Annotated in this window: 15 protein-coding genes and 1 riboswitch; of the genes, 3 read left to right on the plus strand and 12 right to left on the minus strand. The window is 74.7% G+C overall.

Annotation, left to right across the window (positions count from 1 at the left end):
• Entirely contained in the window at positions 1-2,004 is a 2,004-nt protein-coding gene (locus tag IEY96_RS30945) for a sensor histidine kinase (RefSeq protein ID WP_189198341.1), read from the minus strand.
• 189 nt (positions 2,005-2,193) lie between these two features.
• Here IEY96_RS30945 and IEY96_RS30950 point away from each other — a divergent pair, with 189 nt between their 5' ends.
• The gene (locus tag IEY96_RS30950; RefSeq protein WP_189198342.1) at positions 2,194-2,901 is read left to right on the plus strand and encodes a hypothetical protein; all 708 of its coding nucleotides are present in this window, start codon (positions 2,194-2,196) and stop codon (positions 2,899-2,901) included.
• 102 nt (positions 2,902-3,003) lie between these two features.
• On the opposite strand, the gene ribH is transcribed toward IEY96_RS30950, so the two are convergent.
• The 7 genes from ribH to rpe form a co-directional block, all read right to left on the minus strand.
• Positions 3,004-3,504, minus strand: a complete 501-nt coding sequence (ribH, locus tag IEY96_RS30955) for a 6,7-dimethyl-8-ribityllumazine synthase (RefSeq protein WP_189198343.1) — start codon at positions 3,502-3,504, stop codon at positions 3,004-3,006.
• A gap of 2 nt (positions 3,505-3,506) precedes the next feature.
• Positions 3,507-4,772, minus strand: coding sequence for a bifunctional 3,4-dihydroxy-2-butanone-4-phosphate synthase/GTP cyclohydrolase II (locus IEY96_RS30960; RefSeq protein WP_189198344.1), 1,266 nt, complete (start codon positions 4,770-4,772; stop codon positions 3,507-3,509).
• Positions 4,769-5,464 (minus strand): nicotinamide riboside transporter PnuC, encoded by a 696-nt coding sequence (gene pnuC, locus IEY96_RS30965; protein WP_189198381.1) that lies wholly within the window; start codon positions 5,462-5,464, stop codon positions 4,769-4,771. The genes IEY96_RS30960 and pnuC overlap by 4 nt, the downstream gene beginning before the upstream one ends.
• Entirely contained in the window at positions 5,464-6,075 is a 612-nt protein-coding gene (locus IEY96_RS30970; protein WP_189198345.1) for a riboflavin synthase, read from the minus strand. The genes pnuC and IEY96_RS30970 overlap by 1 nt, the downstream gene beginning before the upstream one ends.
• Position 6,076: 1 nt before the next feature.
• On the minus strand, positions 6,077-7,138 hold the full coding sequence (gene ribD, locus IEY96_RS30975) for a bifunctional diaminohydroxyphosphoribosylaminopyrimidine deaminase/5-amino-6-(5-phosphoribosylamino)uracil reductase RibD (protein WP_189198346.1): 1,062 nt from the start codon (positions 7,136-7,138) through the stop codon (positions 6,077-6,079).
• Between the two features lie 169 nt (positions 7,139-7,307).
• Positions 7,308-7,480: riboswitch (FMN riboswitch) on the minus strand.
• 81 nt (positions 7,481-7,561) lie between these two features.
• Complete coding sequence (locus tag IEY96_RS30980) at positions 7,562-8,518, minus strand: response regulator (RefSeq protein WP_189198347.1); 957 nt, start codon at positions 8,516-8,518, stop codon at positions 7,562-7,564.
• Position 8,519: 1 nt separating this feature from the next.
• Positions 8,520-9,200: a ribulose-phosphate 3-epimerase gene (gene rpe / locus IEY96_RS30985; RefSeq protein ID WP_189198348.1), complete on the minus strand. Its 681-nt coding sequence runs from the start codon at positions 9,198-9,200 to the stop codon at positions 8,520-8,522.
• 259 nt (positions 9,201-9,459) lie between these two features.
• Between rpe and IEY96_RS30990 the strand changes: the two genes are divergently transcribed.
• Positions 9,460-10,347 carry a septum formation family protein gene (locus IEY96_RS30990; protein WP_189198349.1) on the plus strand — a complete coding sequence of 296 codons (888 nt, stop codon included), beginning with the start codon at positions 9,460-9,462 and terminating at the stop codon, positions 10,345-10,347.
• Between the two features lie 87 nt (positions 10,348-10,434).
• On the plus strand, positions 10,435-11,325 hold the full coding sequence (locus tag IEY96_RS30995; RefSeq protein ID WP_189198350.1) for a septum formation family protein: 891 nt from the start codon (positions 10,435-10,437) through the stop codon (positions 11,323-11,325).
• A 42-nt stretch (positions 11,326-11,367) separates the two neighbouring features.
• Here the strand turns inward: IEY96_RS30995 and IEY96_RS31000 are convergent, their stop codons facing one another.
• The 4 genes from IEY96_RS31000 to fmt all read right to left on the minus strand — a co-directional run bounded on the left by IEY96_RS31000 (position 11,368) and on the right by fmt (position 17,288).
• Positions 11,368-13,107: a M28 family peptidase gene (locus IEY96_RS31000; protein WP_189198351.1), complete on the minus strand. Its 1,740-nt coding sequence runs from the start codon at positions 13,105-13,107 to the stop codon at positions 11,368-11,370.
• Between the two features lie 189 nt (positions 13,108-13,296).
• On the minus strand, positions 13,297-14,697 hold the full coding sequence (locus IEY96_RS31005; RefSeq protein WP_189198352.1) for a helix-turn-helix domain-containing protein: 1,401 nt from the start codon (positions 14,695-14,697) through the stop codon (positions 13,297-13,299).
• A gap of 93 nt (positions 14,698-14,790) precedes the next feature.
• Complete coding sequence (locus tag IEY96_RS31010; protein ID WP_189198353.1) at positions 14,791-16,365, minus strand: RsmB/NOP family class I SAM-dependent RNA methyltransferase; 1,575 nt, start codon at positions 16,363-16,365, stop codon at positions 14,791-14,793.
• Entirely contained in the window at positions 16,362-17,288 is a 927-nt protein-coding gene (gene fmt, locus IEY96_RS31015) for a methionyl-tRNA formyltransferase (protein WP_189198382.1), read from the minus strand. Before fmt ends, IEY96_RS31010 begins: the two co-directional genes overlap by 4 nt.
• Between the last annotated feature and the right edge of the window lie 5 nt (positions 17,289-17,293).

The raw sequence follows: 17,293 nt of genomic DNA on the forward strand, positions 1-17,293 counted from the left end.
TCAACTCCTCCCGGCCACGACGGGCACCGGCAGTTCCGCCCGGACGCTCGTGCCGCCGCCGCTTCGCGGCTCGACGACGAACGTGCCGCCCAGCTCGTCGGCCCGCTCCCGCATCGACGCCAGGCCGACGCCGTCCCGGTGCGGGACGGCCAGCCCGCACCCGTCGTCGGCGATCTCCAGCCGCAGCCGGCCGTCCCGGAGGCTCATCCGGACCCGGCAGGTGGTGGCGCGGGCGTGGCGGGCCACGTTCGTCATCGCCTCGGTGACGATGCGGTAGGCGGCGACCTCGACGGCGGCGCTGGTGACCCGCAGGTCGTGGTCGCAGTCCACCTCGACGTCCAGCCCCGTGGCCCGCAACGCGGCGGCGTGCTCGCGGACGACACCCGGCAGGCCGAGATCGTCCAGGGACGGCGGGCGCAGCCCGTGCACGATCTCCCGCACGTCCGAGACGGACTGGCCGATCACGGACTTGATCTTCGTGGCCAGTGGATGGGCGGCGGGGTCCGCGGCGACCTGCTCGGCGAGCACGTCGACCTGGAGACTGGCCGCCGCGAGCAGCGGCCCCAGCCCGTCGTGCAGGTCCCGCCGCAGCCGGCGCCGCTCCTCCTCCCGGGCCCGGACGATGCGCTCCCGCGACTCGCGCAGGTCCTCCTCCAGCCGGGCCGCCCGCACGGCGACCGCGATCTGCCCGGCGAGGTCGGCCAGCAGGTCCAGCTCCCGCGCCTCGAACGGGGTGCCGCCACTGCGCCGCCCGACCAGCAGGATGCCCTCCTGCCGGCCGCTGCTGACCAGCGGGAACGGGTGCGCGTCGGCCGGGGGGTCGACCAGGTCACCGGGCACGACCCGGGCGTACGGCACGCGCAGCATGGTGGTGAGGGTCTCCGTGACGGTCTGCAGCAGCTCCTCCAGCGCCTCGGTGCGGGACAGCCGCTCGGCCAGCCGGGTCACCACCTCGTACGGGCGGTCCCGGTCGCCGAAGAGCAGCCGGTCGATCCCGCTCATCAGGCGGTCCTTCACCGGATTGAGGGAGACCGCGACCACGGCGGTCCCCACCAGCGAGGAACCCCGGCTTCCCGCCGGGTCGAGCAGAGCGGAGGTCACCGCGAGGCAGCCGAGGTAGGTGACGACCACGATCGCGGACAGGGCGGTGTAGGTGAGCGTGCGGTCGAGCATGGCGGCGATGTCGAACAGGTTGGCGCGGAGGACGGCCATCCCGGTCGCCACCGGCAGGGCGGCGATGCCGACGCTCTCCAGCAGGGCGCCCACCCACGGCGCGGTCCACCGGTCGACAAGCAGGCCGGTCAGCGTCGTGCCGATGAAGATCAGGGCGGCCAGCGCCAGCCAGGCCAGCCGTCGCCGGTCCACGCCGCCGGCCCGGCGCCACCGGACGATGAACGACGCCATCGCGGCCAGGGTCAGGGCGAGCAGGGCGAACAGGGTGACGTTCGTGATCAGCGGGGCGAGGCCCGCCAGTGACGGCACGCCGAACGGGTTGGCCGCCGCGTCGTCCTCGATCACCCGGCCGGGGGTGACCACGACCGAGACGACGAGGACCACCAGCGCGATGGTCGTGGCGGTGCGGATCCAGCCCCAGCGCGGCGACGGCGGACGGCCGTCCGGGAACAGCAGCAGCGGATAGGTGGTGGCGCAGACCCACGCGACCGCGAACAACGCGTTCTGCGCCAGGACCAGCATCGGGCCCGTCGGGCAGCCCGGACAGGTCGCCAGGGTGTGCTGGGCGAGGCCGTCGAGGATCGCGGCACCGAACTGGAGCACACCGACGGCGAGGAAGAGCCAGCCGACGCCGTTGGCCGGCCGGTGCACCGCGATCACCGCGCCCACCAGCGGGAAGGCCAGGAACCCGGTGAACCAGACGAGATCCGCGGCGGTCGGCGGGGTGACGCCGGAGACGAAACCGGCCCCCACCACGGTCAGGCCGTAGCAGGCGATCGACAGGCCGAGGCTGCCGACCGCGACGGCACGGGCGGTGCCGCGACCTGCCACGGGACCCTCCTCGCCTCCGACGGTGCGGACGACCCTAACGTCGCCGGCGTCCCACTGTCGCGGGACGTTCGTCCCGTTCCGTCCGGGCGGTCGGTGGGCACGGCGGGGACGGGCGTCCATCGCCCCCGGGGCGCGGGTCGGCGAAGAGTCGAGGGGCAGGCAGAACCCTCTCACCACCTTGGAGACCGCATGTCCACGATCACTACCGGAGCCGACGTCGAACCGGTCACGCCGCAGGCCCCGGCGCGAGCCGGACTGGGCGTCGCGGCCGGCGCCTCCCTGGCCCTGTTCGCGTTGATGTTCGGCACCTGGACCCCGGAGTCGCCGGAGGTGGGCCGGACGGACGCCGCCGGCATCCGGGCCTGGGCCGCCGACGCCGCATCCACCCTGCAGCTCAACGCGTTCGCCGGGGTCCTCTCCGTGGTCGCGTTGCTGGTGCTCACCGCAGCGCTCGCGAACCTGGTCCGGCAGGCCGCGCCGAACTCGGTGCTCGGCGGGATCACGCTGCTGGGCGGCGGTCTGCTGGCCGCGATCAACACGCTCGTCACCGGCTTCACCCTGCTCTGGGTGCTGCCCGACCTGGCGGCGCTCGACGACGCCACGGTGCAGACCTGGTACGCCACCGCACACGTCGGCCAGATGCTGGGCGAGATCGCCGTGGTGGCCCAGTCGCTGCTGATGGGGGCGTTCTCGCTGGCCGCCCTGCGCGGTCGGATCGTGGCCCGCTGGCTGTGCTGGCTCGGCACCGTCCTCGCCGTCGCCGGTCTCAGCAGCGTGGCCGGGGTGGTTGTGCCGTCGCCGGTCTTTCAGACCACCTGGCTGGTCGGGCTCTACGGCTGGGTGCTGTGGCCGCTGCTCGCGTCGATCACGTTCGCGGTGCGGCTCCGCCGCCGGTGAGGCGCTGACGCCCCGGCGACACGGCCTCGCGGCAACGCTGACGGGCCGCCGAGTGGCGGCCCGTCAGCCGTGCGCGCGGACGGAGGTCGCGCCCGGTGGGGCTCAGACGCCGAAACCGACCCGCTTGCCGTTGGTGGCGTCCAGGCCGCGGACGGCCAGCGCCGCGTCCAGCGCCGCCACGGTGGCCGCCCAGCCCTTGTCCTCCGCCGAGCCGGGCAGCCCCGCCCGGTCCCGGGCCTGCTCGATGGTCTCCACGGTGAGCACCCCGTGGGCCACCGGCTTGCCCTCGTCCAGCGCCACCCGGGTCAGCCCCTCGGTGACCGACTGGCAGACGTAGTCGAAGTGCGCGGTCGCGCCCCGCACCACCACGCCGAGGGCCACCACCACGTCGTACCGGCGGGCCATCGCCTGGGCCACCACGGGCAGCTCGACCGAGCCGGCCACCCGGGCCACCATGGACTGCGCGCCGCACGCCTCGGCCGCGGCCACCGCCCGGTCGACCATGTGGTCGGTGAGGTCGCCGTGCCAGCGCGCGGCCACGATGCCGACGGTCAGCCCCGCGGCGTCCACCACGGTCACGCCCGGTTCGCCGAAACCCGCCATGTCTACGCTCCGATCTCGTCGCCGGCGACCGGGCGGCCCATCGGCGCCTCGGTCACCTCGTCCAGCCCCTCCAGGAGGTGGCCCATCCGGTCCCGCTTGGTGCGCAGGTAGCGCACGTTCTCCGGGTTGGACCGCACGGGCAGGCCCTCCCGGCCGCTCACCGTGAGGCCGTACCCCTCCAGCCCGGCCCGCTTGGCCGGGTTGTTGGTCAGCAGCCGCATCGAGCGGACGCCGAGGTCGTAGAGGATCTGCGCGCCGGTGCCGTAGTCCCGCGCGTCGGCCGGCAGACCCAGGTCGAGGTTCGCGTCCACGGTGTCCCGGCCCTGGTCCTGGAGCTGGTACGCCTGGAGCTTGTGCAGCAGGCCGATGCCGCGCCCCTCGTGCCCGCGCACGTAGAGCACCACGCCCCGACCCTCCTGGGCCACCCGGGCCAGCGCGGCCTGCAACTGCGGGCCGCAATCGCAGCGCAGCGAGCCGAAGACGTCCCCGGTGAGGCACTCGGAGTGCACCCGGACCAGCACGTCCTTCCCGTCGCCGAGGTCGCCCATGACCAGCGCCACGTGCTCGGCGGTGTCGTGCTCGGCGCGGTAGCCGAGCGCCCGGAACACCCCGTACGGGGTGGGCATCCGCGCCTCGGCGACCTGCTCGACCTGCTTCTCGGTACGCCGCCGGTAGGCGATCAGGTCGGCGATGGTGACCAGGGTCAGCCCGTGCTCGGCGCAGAACTTCTCCAGGTCGGGCAGGCGCATCATGGTGCCGTCGTCGTTGACCAGCTCGCAGAGCACCCCGGCCGGGCGCAGCCCGGCCAGCCGGGTCAGGTCCACGGCCGCCTCGGTGTGCCCGGGGCGGCGCAGCACCCCGCCCTGGCGGGCGCGCAGCGGCACCACGTGCCCGGGGCGGGCCAGGTCGGTCGGGTCGGTCGACGCGGCGGCGAGCAGCCGGATGGTGTGCGACCGGTCGGCGGCGGAGATGCCGGTGCTGACCCCCTCCCGGGCGTCCACGGTCACCGTGTACGCGGTGCCCCGCCGGTCCTGGTTGGTGTGGTGCATGGGCGGCAGGTCCAGCCGGTCGCACTCGCTCTCGGTGAGCGGCACGCAGATGTAGCCGGAGGTGTGGCGGACCATGAACGCGACCAGCTCCGGGGTGGCCAGCTCGGCCGCGAAGATCAGGTCGCCCTCGTTCTCCCGGTCCTCGTCGTCGACCACGACGACGGGCCGGCCGGCGGCGATGTCCGCCACCGCCTGCTCGATGCTGCCAAAGCTGCTCATGCCACAGCCTCCGAATAGGTCGGCGGGATCGGGGTGCGGGCGGGTGGGGTGGCCCGGGAGGTGCGCCACCAGGCGTACATGCCGGCGGCGCAGAACCCGCCGTAGACCAGGTACATGGCGGCCGACGGGTAGAAGCCGCCCTGGAGCAGCAGCGGCACGCCGACCGCGTCGACGGCGATCCAGATCAGCCAGAACTCCACCCAGCCGCGGGCCATGCCGTAGGTGGCCAGCAGGCTGCCGACCAGGATCCAGGCGTCCGGCAGCGGCCCCCAGGAGCCCAGCGCGGCCAGCACCGGGTACGCGGCGGCGGTGCCGACCGCCGCGGCGGCGATCAGGCCCAGCCGCTCCGGCCAGGTCGCCCAGCGCGGGGTGACCGCCGGCTGCTCCCCGCCGCCCGCGCGGCGGTTGCGCGACCAGCGCCACCAGCCGTAGACGCTGACCGCGAAGAAGAAGACCTGCCGGCCGGCCTGGCCGTAGAGGTCGTGCGCCTGCGGGGTGGCGAACACCCCGCCGAGGAAGACGGTGAACAGCAGCGCGTTGCCGATCATGCCGACCGGCCAGGCCCAGACGACCCGGCGCAGCCCGAGCAGCGCCGAGGCGAGGCCGAAGACGTTGCCGACGATCTCCCGGACCAGCACCGGCGAGCCGGCCACGTGCACCTGGGCGTCGAGCAGCCAGCCGAGCGGGCCCATCACCGGTCACCCCCCGCCGCGCGGTCGCCGAGAAGCCGCTCGACGTACTTGGCCAGCACGTCCACCTCGAGGTTGACCGGGTCCCCGACGCCCTTGGCGCCGAGGGTGGTGAGCTTGAGGGTGGTGGGGATCAGCCCGACCGAGAACCAGTCGTCGCCGACCCCGGCGACGGTCAGCGAGATGCCGTCGACGGTGATCGAGCCCTTTTCCACCACGTAGCGGGACAGGCCGGCGGGCAGCCGGAACCGGACCGTCTCCCACTGCGCGGCCGGCTCCCGGCTCAGCAGCTCGCCGACCCCGTCGACGTGTCCCTGCACCAGATGGCCGCCGAGGCGGCTGTTCAGGGCGGCGGCCCGCTCCAGATTGACCGGGTCGCCGGGACGAAGCGCGCCGAGCGCGGTGCGGCGCAGCGTCTCCCCCATCACGTCGGCGGTGAAGACCCCGCCGTCGACGTCGACCACGGTGAGACAGACCCCGTTGACCGCGATGGAGTCGCCGTGCCGGGCGTCCGAGGTGACCAGCGGGCCGCGGACCGCGACCAGCGCCGAGTCACCCCCGGTGTCGGTGGTCCGGACGATCTCGCCCAGTTCCTCGACGATGCCGGTGAACATGTCAGGCCTCCCTCTTCCGGGGCAGCGCGGTGATCCGCAGGTCGGGGCCGACCTGCGTAACGTCGGTGAGCTCCAGGTCGATGGCGTCGGCGATGGTGGTCACGCCGGCGTCGAGCAGCGCGGTCGGGCCGGCGCCGAGCAGCTTCGGCGCGACGTACCCGACGATCTTGTCGACCAGGCCGGCGGCGAGGAACGCGCCGGCCAGGGTGGGGCCGCCCTCCAGCAGCGCGGCCCGCACGCCGCGGTGGTGCAGCTCGGCGAGGAGCGCCGCGAGGTCGACCCGGCCGTCCGGGCCGGCCCCGACCTCCGCGGCGGTGGCCACCCAGGTCCGGGCGGCGCCGTCGCGGACCCGGGCCTCGGCCGGGGTACGCCCCGAGCTGTCCACCACCACGCGCAGCGGCTGCCGGATGGCGAGGGTGCCGTCGCGCAGGTTGCGGGCGGTGAGCCGGGGGTCGTCGGCGAGCACGGTGCCCACCCCGGCGATCACCGCGTCGACGGTGCCGCGCAGGGCGTGCACGTCGATCCGGGCCGCCTCGGAGGTGATCCACATGCTGGTGCCGTCGGCCGCGGCCGAGCGCCCGTCGAGGGTGGCCGCGTACTTCCAGATCAGGTACGGCCAGCCGCGGCGCATCGAGGTGAGCCAGGCGATGTTGCCGGCCTCGGCCTCCTCGGCGCGTACCCCGACCTCGACCTGGATGCCAGCGGCCCGCAGGGTGGCCGCGCCGCCGGAGGCGACCGGGTTGGGGTCCGGGACGGCGACGACGACGCGGGCGACGCCGGCCGCGATGAGCGCGTGGCTGCAGGGGCCGGTGCGGCCGGTGTGGTCGCAGGGTTCCAGGGTGACCACGGCGGTGCCGCCGCGGGCCCGCCTGCCGGCCTGGGCCAGCGCGACGATCTCGGCGTGCGGACCGCCCGCGTACGCGTGGAAGCCCTCGCCGACGACCTCGCCGTCGGCGTCCAGCAGGACGCAGCCGACCACGGGGTTGGGGCTGGTGGCGCCGAGGCCGCGGGCGGCCAGCGCGATCGCGCGACGCATCGCCTCGTCCACGGAGACGCTCGCCATCGCCAGCCCTGTCCTCTCGCTCGCCGGTCGCGCGCGGGCGGTTCAGGGAGAAGGCGGCACGGGTGCCGCGGACACGCGGCGGCGGAGATCCGGGGACGGCGGAGCCGACCCCGGGGAGCCCACGCGGCGGCTGAGGGTGCTCAGCGCCCGGCAGGGCCCTCCCCGTCCCGCGCGCTGTCTCCCATCCGGACTGTCTGGGGGCGGACGAGCCGCACCCCAACCGTCGGCCCCGGATTCTCACCAGGTCCACCGTCCGGCCGAAGCCGTCCGGGTCGCGGGCTTACCACGGTCGGACCGTGGATCACCGCCGGTTCGGAATTTCACCGAGCCCCGCCAGCGCGTGGTGGGTACACGGGAAGTCTTACACGCTGGGCGGCCGGTCGCGCCACAGAGGCGAGCTACCTCACAGCGGGGACCGGTTCGTCACGTCACGCCCCGGCGCCGGTCGACCGCGACGTATGACCCCGGTTGGCTCTTGGCGACCGTCTTCATCTCCGAGGCGACGGCGATCGCCTCCAGCGGGTCGGTGAAGCGCTTGCCGGGGTCGGAGAGGGAGACGCCGATGGAGAGGGTGACGAGGGCGGCCCGGCGGATGTTGCCCCGCCGGTCCTTCAGCTCGACGAAGCCGCGCTCCCGGTCGGTCGGGTCGTAGAGGGCGTCGGCGGCCGTCTCGAAGTCGACCACGGCCCGGCTGGTGAGCGGCCGGACCTGGGACGGGGTGCAGACGATGACGAAGTCGTCGCCGCCGACGTGGCCGAGGAAGGCCGGTGGCAGCCCGATCGAGACCACCGCCCGGTGCAGGCTGCGGGCCAGCGCGGAGATGAACTCGTCGCCGCGGACGAAGCCGTACCGGTCGTTGACGCTCTTGAACCGGTCGATGTCGATGTAGCCGACGGCGTAGTCCACGCCGCTGCGCACCCGGTCGCTGATCTCCCGCCGGATCCGGCTGTTGCCGGGCAGCCCGGTCAGCGGGGAGACCTCCCGGAACTCCTTGTTACGGCGCAGCGTGGAGCTGACCCGGGCGACCAGTTCGGCGGTGTCGAAGGGCTTGACCAGGTAGTCGTCGGCACCGGCGCTGAGGCCGTTGACCTTGTCGGAGGTCATCCCCTTGGCGGTCAGCATGATCACGGGCAGGGCCGAGGTCATCGGGTCGGCGCGCAGCCGGCGGGTCAGCTCCAGGCCGTCGATCCGCGGCATCATCAGGTCGACCACGGCCAGGTCCGGCCGGTGCCGCTCGATGACCTCCAGGGCCTCCTGGCCGTCGCCGGCGTGCAGCACCTCGAAGCCGTGCAGCCGGAGGTTGAACTCGACGAAGCGGGCGATGTCCTCGTCGTCGTCGACGACCAGGATGACGTCGGGTCGGTCGCCGGCCGGGTCCACGTCAGGCCCCGGTCGTCGCGCGTTCCGCCAGGCCGCGCAGCCGGCGGACCGCCTCGGCCGGGTCGTCGGCGCCGTAGACCGCGGTGCCGGCGACGAAGGCGTCGGCGCCGGCCGCGGCGGCCTGTTCGATGGTGTCCGCGGCGATCCCGCCGTCCACCTCGATGCGCAGCTCCAGGTGGCCGCTCGCGACGTGCCGCCGGGCGGCGCGCACCTTGTCCAGCATCTGGGGGATGAACCGCTGGCCGCCGAAGCCGGCCTTGATCGTCATGATCAGCAGCGTGTCGAAGCTCGGCAGCAGGTCCAGGTACGGCTCGATCGGGGTGTCCCGGTCGATCGCCAGCCCGGCCTTCGCCCCGGCCGAGCGCAGGTCCTTGGCCAGCGCCACCGGGTCGTCGCACGCCTCGGCGTGGAACGTGACGTTGTACGCGCCGGCGTCGGCGTACCCGGGCGCCCAGCGGCGCGGGTCCTCGATCATGAGGTGCACGTCGAAGGGAAGCTCGGTCGCCGCGCGCAGGCTCTGCACCACCGGCAGCCCGATGGTCAGGTTGGGCACGAAGTGGTTGTCCATGACGTCCACGTGCAACCAGTCGGCGGCGTGCTCGACGGCGCGGACCTCGTCGGCGAGGCGGGCGAAGTCGGCGGCCAGGATGCTGGGCGCGACGATCAGCGGCGGTACGGTCACGGGGCCAGTGTACGAACGCGGTCACCCACCGCCCGCAGCGCGGCACCGCCGGGAACCCGCTGTGACCCGGCCGTGACCCCCGGTGCAGAACCGGCCCGTCCGGCGCGCAGAATCGACACGAAAAGCCATCCGTGACTGGCCGATCGATCGAAACAGGGCGAAACTCCTACAGGGACGGTCACGTATGCTGCTCGCCCGGTCGCGGGGAACGCCGCACGGGCCGTGACGACCGGCTGTCATCTCCCGGGAAGGGCGGACGATGCGACGGTGGCTCCTGACGCTGGCGCTGACCGGCACGGCGACGGTGGTCCTGGCCGGCTGCGTCCCGCCGCACCGGCCCGACGGGGACCTCACCGACGACTGGGCCGCGCTGCCGGCGCCGCACCTGTTCGTCCCCGCCACGGACGCCTGCCTGCCCCGGCTCACCGCGGTGGTGCAGGCCGCCACCTACGAGACGGTGGACTGCGCGGGCAGCCATCTGGCCGAGGCGGTGCACGTCGGCACCTTCACCGGGCCGACGGCGCAGGGCGCCCGGCCGGAGTCGGGGTCGCCCGCGCTGCGCTCCGCCCGCGCCGAATGTGACCAGCGGGCCCGCGAGGTCATCGGCGGGGACTGGCACTCCGCCCGGCTCACCCTCAACATCGCGCTGCCCCCGGTGACCGCCTGGGTGGCCGGGGCCCGCTGGTTCCGCTGCGACCTGGCCGAGACCGACAGCATCGACAACACCCGGCCGGTCAACCGGCTGGGCAGCCTGCGCGGCGCCATGGTGGGCGACAATCCGCTGGTGCACCGCTGCTTCGACCCGAAGCTGATCGGCGAGAACCTGAACTACATGGCCCCGGTGCTCTGCACCGAGCCGCACCGCGCCGAGTTCGTCGGCGTCTACGAGGAGCGGGACCGGAGCTGGCCGGACTTCACCCGGGCGGCGGCGGAGGTGCACCGCCGCTGCATGGCGCTGATCGCCGCCTTCGCCGCCGTGCCGAACAACGCCGACCTGCCGTACCGGGCCGGTTCGATCTTCTACCCGCCGTCGCAGCGCGAGTGGGAGGAGGGCGACCGGGGGGTGCGCTGTTTCCTGTGGAGCGACGACCGCAAGCTGACCCGGTCGATGCGCGGGGCCGGCCCCGAGGGACTACCCGTCATCTGAGCCCCGGTGCCGTATGCTGCACCGCCGAGGCGTACCCGGCGCTTTACGCCGGTGGCCCGACCACGGACGACGGGGAGGTCGGTCGCGATGCGGCGATGGTGGGCGGCGGTCGCCGTGGGCGTGACGGCGGCGTTGGCACTGGGCGGCTGCGGCGCGCCGGCCGGGGTCGACCGGGACCTGGCCGACGACTGGCCCGCATTCGGCGCCCCGGCGGCCTTCGTGCCCGAGTCCGGCGCCTGCCACCGCACCATCCAGGACGTCGGCTACCTCAGCGGCTACAACCCGGTCGACTGCGCGACCACCCACCGCGCCGAGACGCTGCACGTGGGCACGCTGACCGGCCCGGACGCGGAACGCGGCGCTCCCCCGCGGGCCGGCTCGGCCGGCACCCGGACCGCGCACGCCGAGTGCGCCAAGCAGGTCAACAAGGCGGTCGGCGCCGACTGGCACTCGGGGCGGCTGCGGCTGTCGGTGGTCTTCCCGTCGGCCCTGGCCTGGACCGGCGGGGCCCGCTGGTTCCGCTGCGACGTCTCCGAGGTGGCCGGCCTGGACGACGGCAGCGTCACCGCGCGCAGCGGCAGCCTGCGCAACGCCCTGAAGGCCGGTTCGCCGCTGGCGCTGGGCTGTTTCAACCCGAAGCTCAAGAAGGACGACGTGGAGGAGATGCAGCCCGTCGCCTGCACCGCCAAGCACCACGCCGAGTTCGTCGGGGTCTACCAGTTCCCGGACATCAGCTACGCCGAGTTCCAGCGCACCTCGCTGCGGGCGCACAAGGGCTGCCGCGGGCTGATCGCGAAGTACGTGAAGGTGCCGAACAACAGCGACATGGTCTACCGGGCCGGCACGATCATCTACCACCCCTTCGAGGAGGAGTGGCAGGACGGCGACCGCGGCGTGCAGTGCTTCCTCTGGGTCTCGGACCGGACGCTGACCCGCTCGGTCAAGGGCGGCGGCAGCAAGGCCCTGCCGGTCACCTGAGCGGAACGGGGTGGGCCCGCGAGCCCACCCCGCCCGGGTCGCTCAGCCGACCTGGAGTGTGACGTCGTCGATGACGAAACTGGTCTGGAGCGAGGCGTCCTCCACCCCGGTCCACTTCAACGTCACCGTCTGCCCGGCGTACGCCGCCAGGTTGAAACTGCGCTGCACGTAACCACTGGCCGCGTTCAGGTTCGAGTACGTCGCCAGCGTGGTCGTGCCGACCTGCACGGTCAGCTTGTCGTACGCCGTACCCGTCGTCGTCTCGGCCGTGTCGATGTGCAGCCAGAACGACAGCGTGTAGCTCGAACACCCGGCCGGGACGCTCACCGACTGCGACAACGTGTCCGTGTGGCTGCTGCCGTACCCGTCCAGCCACGCCTTGTACGAACCCGTCCGCGCCGCCTGGCTCGACGAGTTCGTGATGACACCCGACGACGCCGTCCACGGCGCGCTGCCCGACTCGAAGCTGCTGTTGCCGATGAGCTGGCCGCCGGTGCAGCCGCCGGTGCCGGTGACCGTGATGGTGTAGCCGGCGCTGCGGGTGACCGAGCCGGTGCCGGTGACCGTGATGGTGAAGGTGCCGGTGGTGGCCGTCGCGGAGGCGCTGACCGTCATGGTGGCCGAGCCGCCCGAGGTGACCGAGGACGGGCTGAAGCTCACGGTCACCCCGCTCGGGGCGCCGGTGGCCGACAGGTTCACGGTCTGGGCGCTGCCGCTCGTGGTGGCGGTGCTGACGGTGGCGGTGGTGGAGCCGCCCCGGGCGACGCTGCCGGAGGTCGGGCTCACCGCGACGGAGAAGTCGTTGGTCGGGGTGCCGCCGCCGACCGCGAGCTGCCAGATCGCGTACGCGACACCGTCGGCGCTGCGGTTGAGGACCGTGGCGCTGACGTTGGCGGTGGTGTCGCAGGAGCGGTGGTAGCAGGAGTCGTACGCGGAGTTCGCCGTGCCGCCCCACTTGGCGGCCTGGGCGGTGGTCTTGCGGGCGCTGGCGCCCGCCGCGTAGCCGGAGGTGGGGATGCCGGCCTGCTGGAAGGAGTAGTCGTCGGAGCGACCCTGGCCCTCGACGTTCTCCTCCGGCTGAAGATTGAGCGAGTCCCAGTACGCCTTCAGCGGAGCCGCCGTGGTGGAGGTGAGCCGGTTGATGAAGTAGCCGCCGTTGGTCGAGCCGACCATGTCGAAGTTGTAGTAGCCCTTGATGTAGCCGCGCTGGGTGGCGCTGAGCTGGTTGACGTAGAACTCCGAGCCGTTGAGGCCCTGCTCCTCGTCGGTCCACCAGGCGAACCGGACCCGCTTGGTCATGCTCGGGTTCTGCTGGGCGAGGACCAGCGCGTTCTCCAGCAGGGTGGCCGAGCCGGAGCCGTTGTCGTTGATGCCCGGGCCGGCGGAGACGCTGTCCAGGTGCGCGCCGAACATGACCACCTGGTCGGCCGGGCCCTGCGGCCACTCGGCGATCAGGTTGTTCGACGGGTAGGTGCAGGCGGAACAGTACTGCTCGGTGACCGTGTAGCCGGCGGCCTGGAGCTTGGCCTTCACGTAGCTGACCGAGGCGGTGTAGCCGGCCGAGCCGGCCCGCCGGGTGCCGCCGTTGTTGCTGGCGATGGTGTTGAGCTGGGTGAGGTGGGCCTGGACGTTCGTCACCGAGATGTCCGGCGCGGCGGCGGCGAGCGCGGGGGCGGCGCTCACCGGCGCGGGGGCGGCGGAGGCGGCCGTGGTGGTGAGGGTCGCCGTCACGGCGGCGAAGAGGGCGAGCGCGAGGCCCGCGGTCGGCGTTCTGCGTCTCATGGAGACTCCTCGTGGGGGTCGGCGGGACGTAATGGCGGGGTGGCGCGACCCGTGGACTCCGGTGGGAGCCCCGCGGACCAGTGATCGGAACAGTTACATGTATCGATGTAAGAGTCAACGGGAGTGTCACATGGTGCGCGGAGTGGGGTCGTGGACGCCTGTCACATTCCGGCACATCCGCCGGGCGGTTCACTCCCCCGCGACGCGCAGCCGCTCGGTCAGCTCCCGTACCTCGGGCAGATCCGACCAGCCGTGCGCCAGGCGAGCCCGCAGGCCGCGCAGCTCGTGTCGGATGGTGGCGCGGCCGGTCCCGGCCGCCTCCTCGGCGACCGGGGCGAGCACCGCGACGGCCGCGTCGGGTTCGCCAGCGCAGGCGTGCGCGTCCGCCAGGCGCACCGTGAGCAGCAGGTACGAGGGACGCATCCGGGCCGGCAGGTGGGCCAGCGAGCGGGCGGTCGCGTGCACGGCACGGCGGGCCTCGGCCCGGTCCCCGGTGTGCGCGGCGAGGTCGCGCAGCGCCCCGCCGATCGAGGACTCCGCGCGCACCACCCCGGCGTCCCCGGTGAGCCAGGGCGCCTCCGCCGCGTCCCGGTCGTCCAGCCGGTCCAGCCACCGGCGGGCCAGCAACACCTGGCGGCGGCACTCGGCGGCGTCCCCGCCCAGGCCGTGCGCCCGAGCCTGGTAGAGGTGCGAGAGGGTGGACATCCAGCCGCGCTGCCGGTCGACCGCGCCGAGCGCCCGCGCGTACGCCAGCGACGAGGCCGGATCCCGGTCCAGCCGGGTCAGCGTGCAGAAGTCGCTGAACAGGGTCGCCCGCGCCACCGCGTCGTCGCCCGCCCCGGCCCACCGCAGCCCGTGCGCCACCCAGGCCATCCCCACCACGCTCTGCCCCCGCTGCATGCGCAGCCGGGCGGCGAGCTGGGCGTACTGGGCGGCGAGGCGGAGCAGCGGCAGCGGCGAGCGGCCGACCCGGTCGACCTTCTCCGCCCAGGCCACCAGCAGGTGCAGAATCCGCTCGATCGAGGTGACCACCTCGGTGGAGACCTGCTCGACAGCCGCCCGGGTGTAGCCGGGCAGCAGCGCGGTGAGGCCGTGCACGAGGTCCGGCACGGGCCGGTCCGGCAGTGCCGCCGGACCGCCGTGGACCAGCCGGGCGAGCGCCGGCAGCACGTCGTGCGGCCCGGCCACCGGGCACCCGGCGGCACCGTGCTGCGGGCAGGCGAATCCCGCGTACGGCAGCCGGGTCGGCCAGACCGGCACCCCGGGCGCGGCCAGCGTCTCGATGCCCTCCACGGCCGGCAGCACCGGGAACAGCGTCGGGTCGGACGGCCCGCCGGCCGGCCGGCGCACGTCGCCCGGCTCGGCCAGCGCGGTCAGCGCGCCGCCCGAGCCGAGCAGCGTGTCGAGCCGGGCCGGCAACCCCATCGGGGGCTCCCGCAGGCCGCTCTCCAGCTTGCTGATCACGCTGTAGTGGTAGCCGACGCGCAGGCCGAGCTGCCCCTGGGTCAGCCCGGCCCGCCGGCGCCACACGCGCAGCTCACGGCCGAACCCGGCCCACGGCCGGCCTGACGGCGGATCCTCGGCATCCATGCGCCCCTCCCACCCGCCCGGCACGCGAGCGCGCGCCGGGCCGGGTGGTGCAGGCATACCCCAACCATCCGGACCCGTCAATCGGGTCCGCGCTCAGCCCCGGCGCAGCACAGCCAGGAACATCGCGTCGGTGCCGTGCCGCTGCGGCCACAGCTGCACGGTCGGGCCGTCCCCCAGGCCGGGCATGCCGGCGGGCAGCAGCGGACGGGCGTCGACGAAGTCGACCGGGAAGCCGCACCGGCGGGACGCCTCGGTCACCGTCACGTGCGTCTCCACCGTGTGCGGCGAGCAGGTCACGTACGCGACCAGGCCGCCCGGCCGTACCGCCCGCAGCGCGGCGGTGAGCAGCTCGCGCTGCAACCGGGTCAGCGGCGGCAGGTCCGACGGCTGCCGGCGCCAGCGGGACTCCGGCCGGCGGCGCAGCGAGCCGAGCCCGGTGCACGGGGCGTCGACCAGCACCCGGTCGAAGTGCCCCTCCGGCAGCTTCGGATCGGCCCCGACCGTGCGCCCGTCGGTGTGTACCACGGTGACCGGCAGGCCCCGCGTGGCCTGGGCGACCAGCCGGGCCCGGTGCTCGGCGACCTCGACCGCGGTGAGCCGGGCGCCGCGCTCCGCGGCCAGGGCGCCGAGCAGGCCGGCCTTGCCGCCGGGGCCGGCGCACAGGTCGAGCCAGCGGCCGTCCGGCCCGTCCAGCGGCGCCACCGCGAGGGCGTTCGCCACCAGCTGGGAGCCCTCGTCCTGGACGTGCGCACGCCCGTCGGCCACCGCCGCCAGCTCACCCGGGGCGCCGCCGGAGAGGTAGACCGCGTACGGCGAGAAGGCGCCGGGCGCCCCGCCGACCTCGTCGGCCAGCGCCACCGGGTCGGCCAGGCCGGGCCGGGCGCACAGGTGCACCGGCGGGCGCTCGTTGTCCTCGATGAGCAGGCGGGCGGTCTCGCGCAGGTCGCCGCCGAGCGCCTCGGCGAAGGCCCGGACGATCCACTGCGGATGGCTGTACGCCAGCGCGAGGCGGCCGATCGGGTCGGTCTCCTCGGACGGGGCGAGCTTCGCCACCCAGCCGTCGGTGTCCCGGCCGGCCACCTCGCGGAGCACCGCGTTGGCGAAGCCGGTGGCCCCGGGACCGACCGTGCGGACCAGGTCCACGGTGGACGACACGGCCGCGTGCGCGGGCACCCGGGTGTGCAGGAGCTGGTAGGTCCCGAGCCGCAGCGCGTCCCGCACCGGCGGGTCGATCCGCTCCACGTCCCGGCCGGCCGCGTCGGTGATGATCGCGTCCAGGGTGCCGGTGTGGCGCAGCGTGCCGTAGGTCAGCTCGGTCGCGAAGGCGGCGTCCCGGCCGGTCAGCCCCTCGTCGCGCAGCATCGCGGGCAGCACCAGGTTGGCGTACGCGTCGTCCCGGTGCACCGCCGCGATCGCCTGGTACGCGACGTGCCGGGGCAGGTCCACGGCCGGACGGGCCGGACGCCGGACCCCGCCGCGCCGGTCGGCGCCGAAACGCCCCTCGCGCGGCGGCCCGTCGCCCCGGCGCCCGGGACGCTCACCGCGCTCCGGCCGGCCACCGTCGCGGGACCGTTCGCCGCCGAAGAACCGCCCGGCGTCGCCGGACCGGCCGCCGCGCGGACCGTCGTCGGAGGAACGCTCGCCCCGGGGCTCGGACGGCCCGGTCACGCGAGCACCTCGCCGGCGGCGACGCGGGCGCCGCGCGCCCAGTCGCCCGCCGACATGGCCTTCTTGCCGGCCGCGCGCACCTCGCCGAGCTGCACCGGGACGGTGCCCGTGCCGGCCAGCACCCGGGCCTTCTCCACCAGCAGCTCGCCGGGCTTCAGCTCCGGGCCGTTGGCCACCGGCGTGACCGGGCCGAGCTTGACCCGGTCGCCGCGGAAGGTGGTCCACGGGCCGGGGGCCGGTGTGCAGGCGCGGATCCGGCGGTCCACCGCGAAGGCCGGGTCGGCCCAGCGGACCCGGGCGTCCTCGACGGTGAGCTTCGGCGCGAGGGAGACCCCGTCGGCCGGCTGCGGCTCGGCCCGGGCGGTGCCGGCCTCCAGCGCGTCGAGCACGGCCACGAGCAGCCCGGCGCCGGAGTGGGCGAGCCGCTCCAGCAGGTCGCCGGAGGTGTCGGCGGGCCGGACCTCGTCGGTGACCGTGCCGTAGACCGGGCCGGTGTCCAGCCCCTCCTCCAGCTGGAAGACGCTGGCCCCGGTCAGCTCGTCGCCGTGCAGCACGGCGTGCTGCACGGGCGCCGCGCCGCGCCAGGCGGGCAGCAGCGAGAAGTGCAGGTTGATCCAGCCGAGCCGGGGGATCTCCAGCGCCGCCGGCGGCACCAGCGCGCCGTAGGCGACCACCGGCACGCAGTCCGGGGCCAGCTCGCGGAGCCGGTCGAGGAACTCGGGCTCGCGCGGTCGCGCCGGGGTGAGCACCTCGACGCCGTGCGCGTCGGCCCAGGCGCCGACCGGGGAGCGGACCAGGCCCCGGCCCCGGCCGGCGGGCGCGTCGGGGCGGGTGACAACGGCGAGCAGCTCGTGGCCGGAGGCGGCGACGGCGTCCAGCGCGGGAACGGCGACGGCCGGCGTGCCGGCGAAGACCAGGCGCATCCGGG

Origin of the sequence: Micromonospora fulviviridis (assembly GCF_014648395.1) — a bacterium.
Taxonomy (GTDB): Bacteria; Actinomycetota; Actinomycetes; order Mycobacteriales; family Micromonosporaceae; genus Micromonospora; species Micromonospora fulviviridis.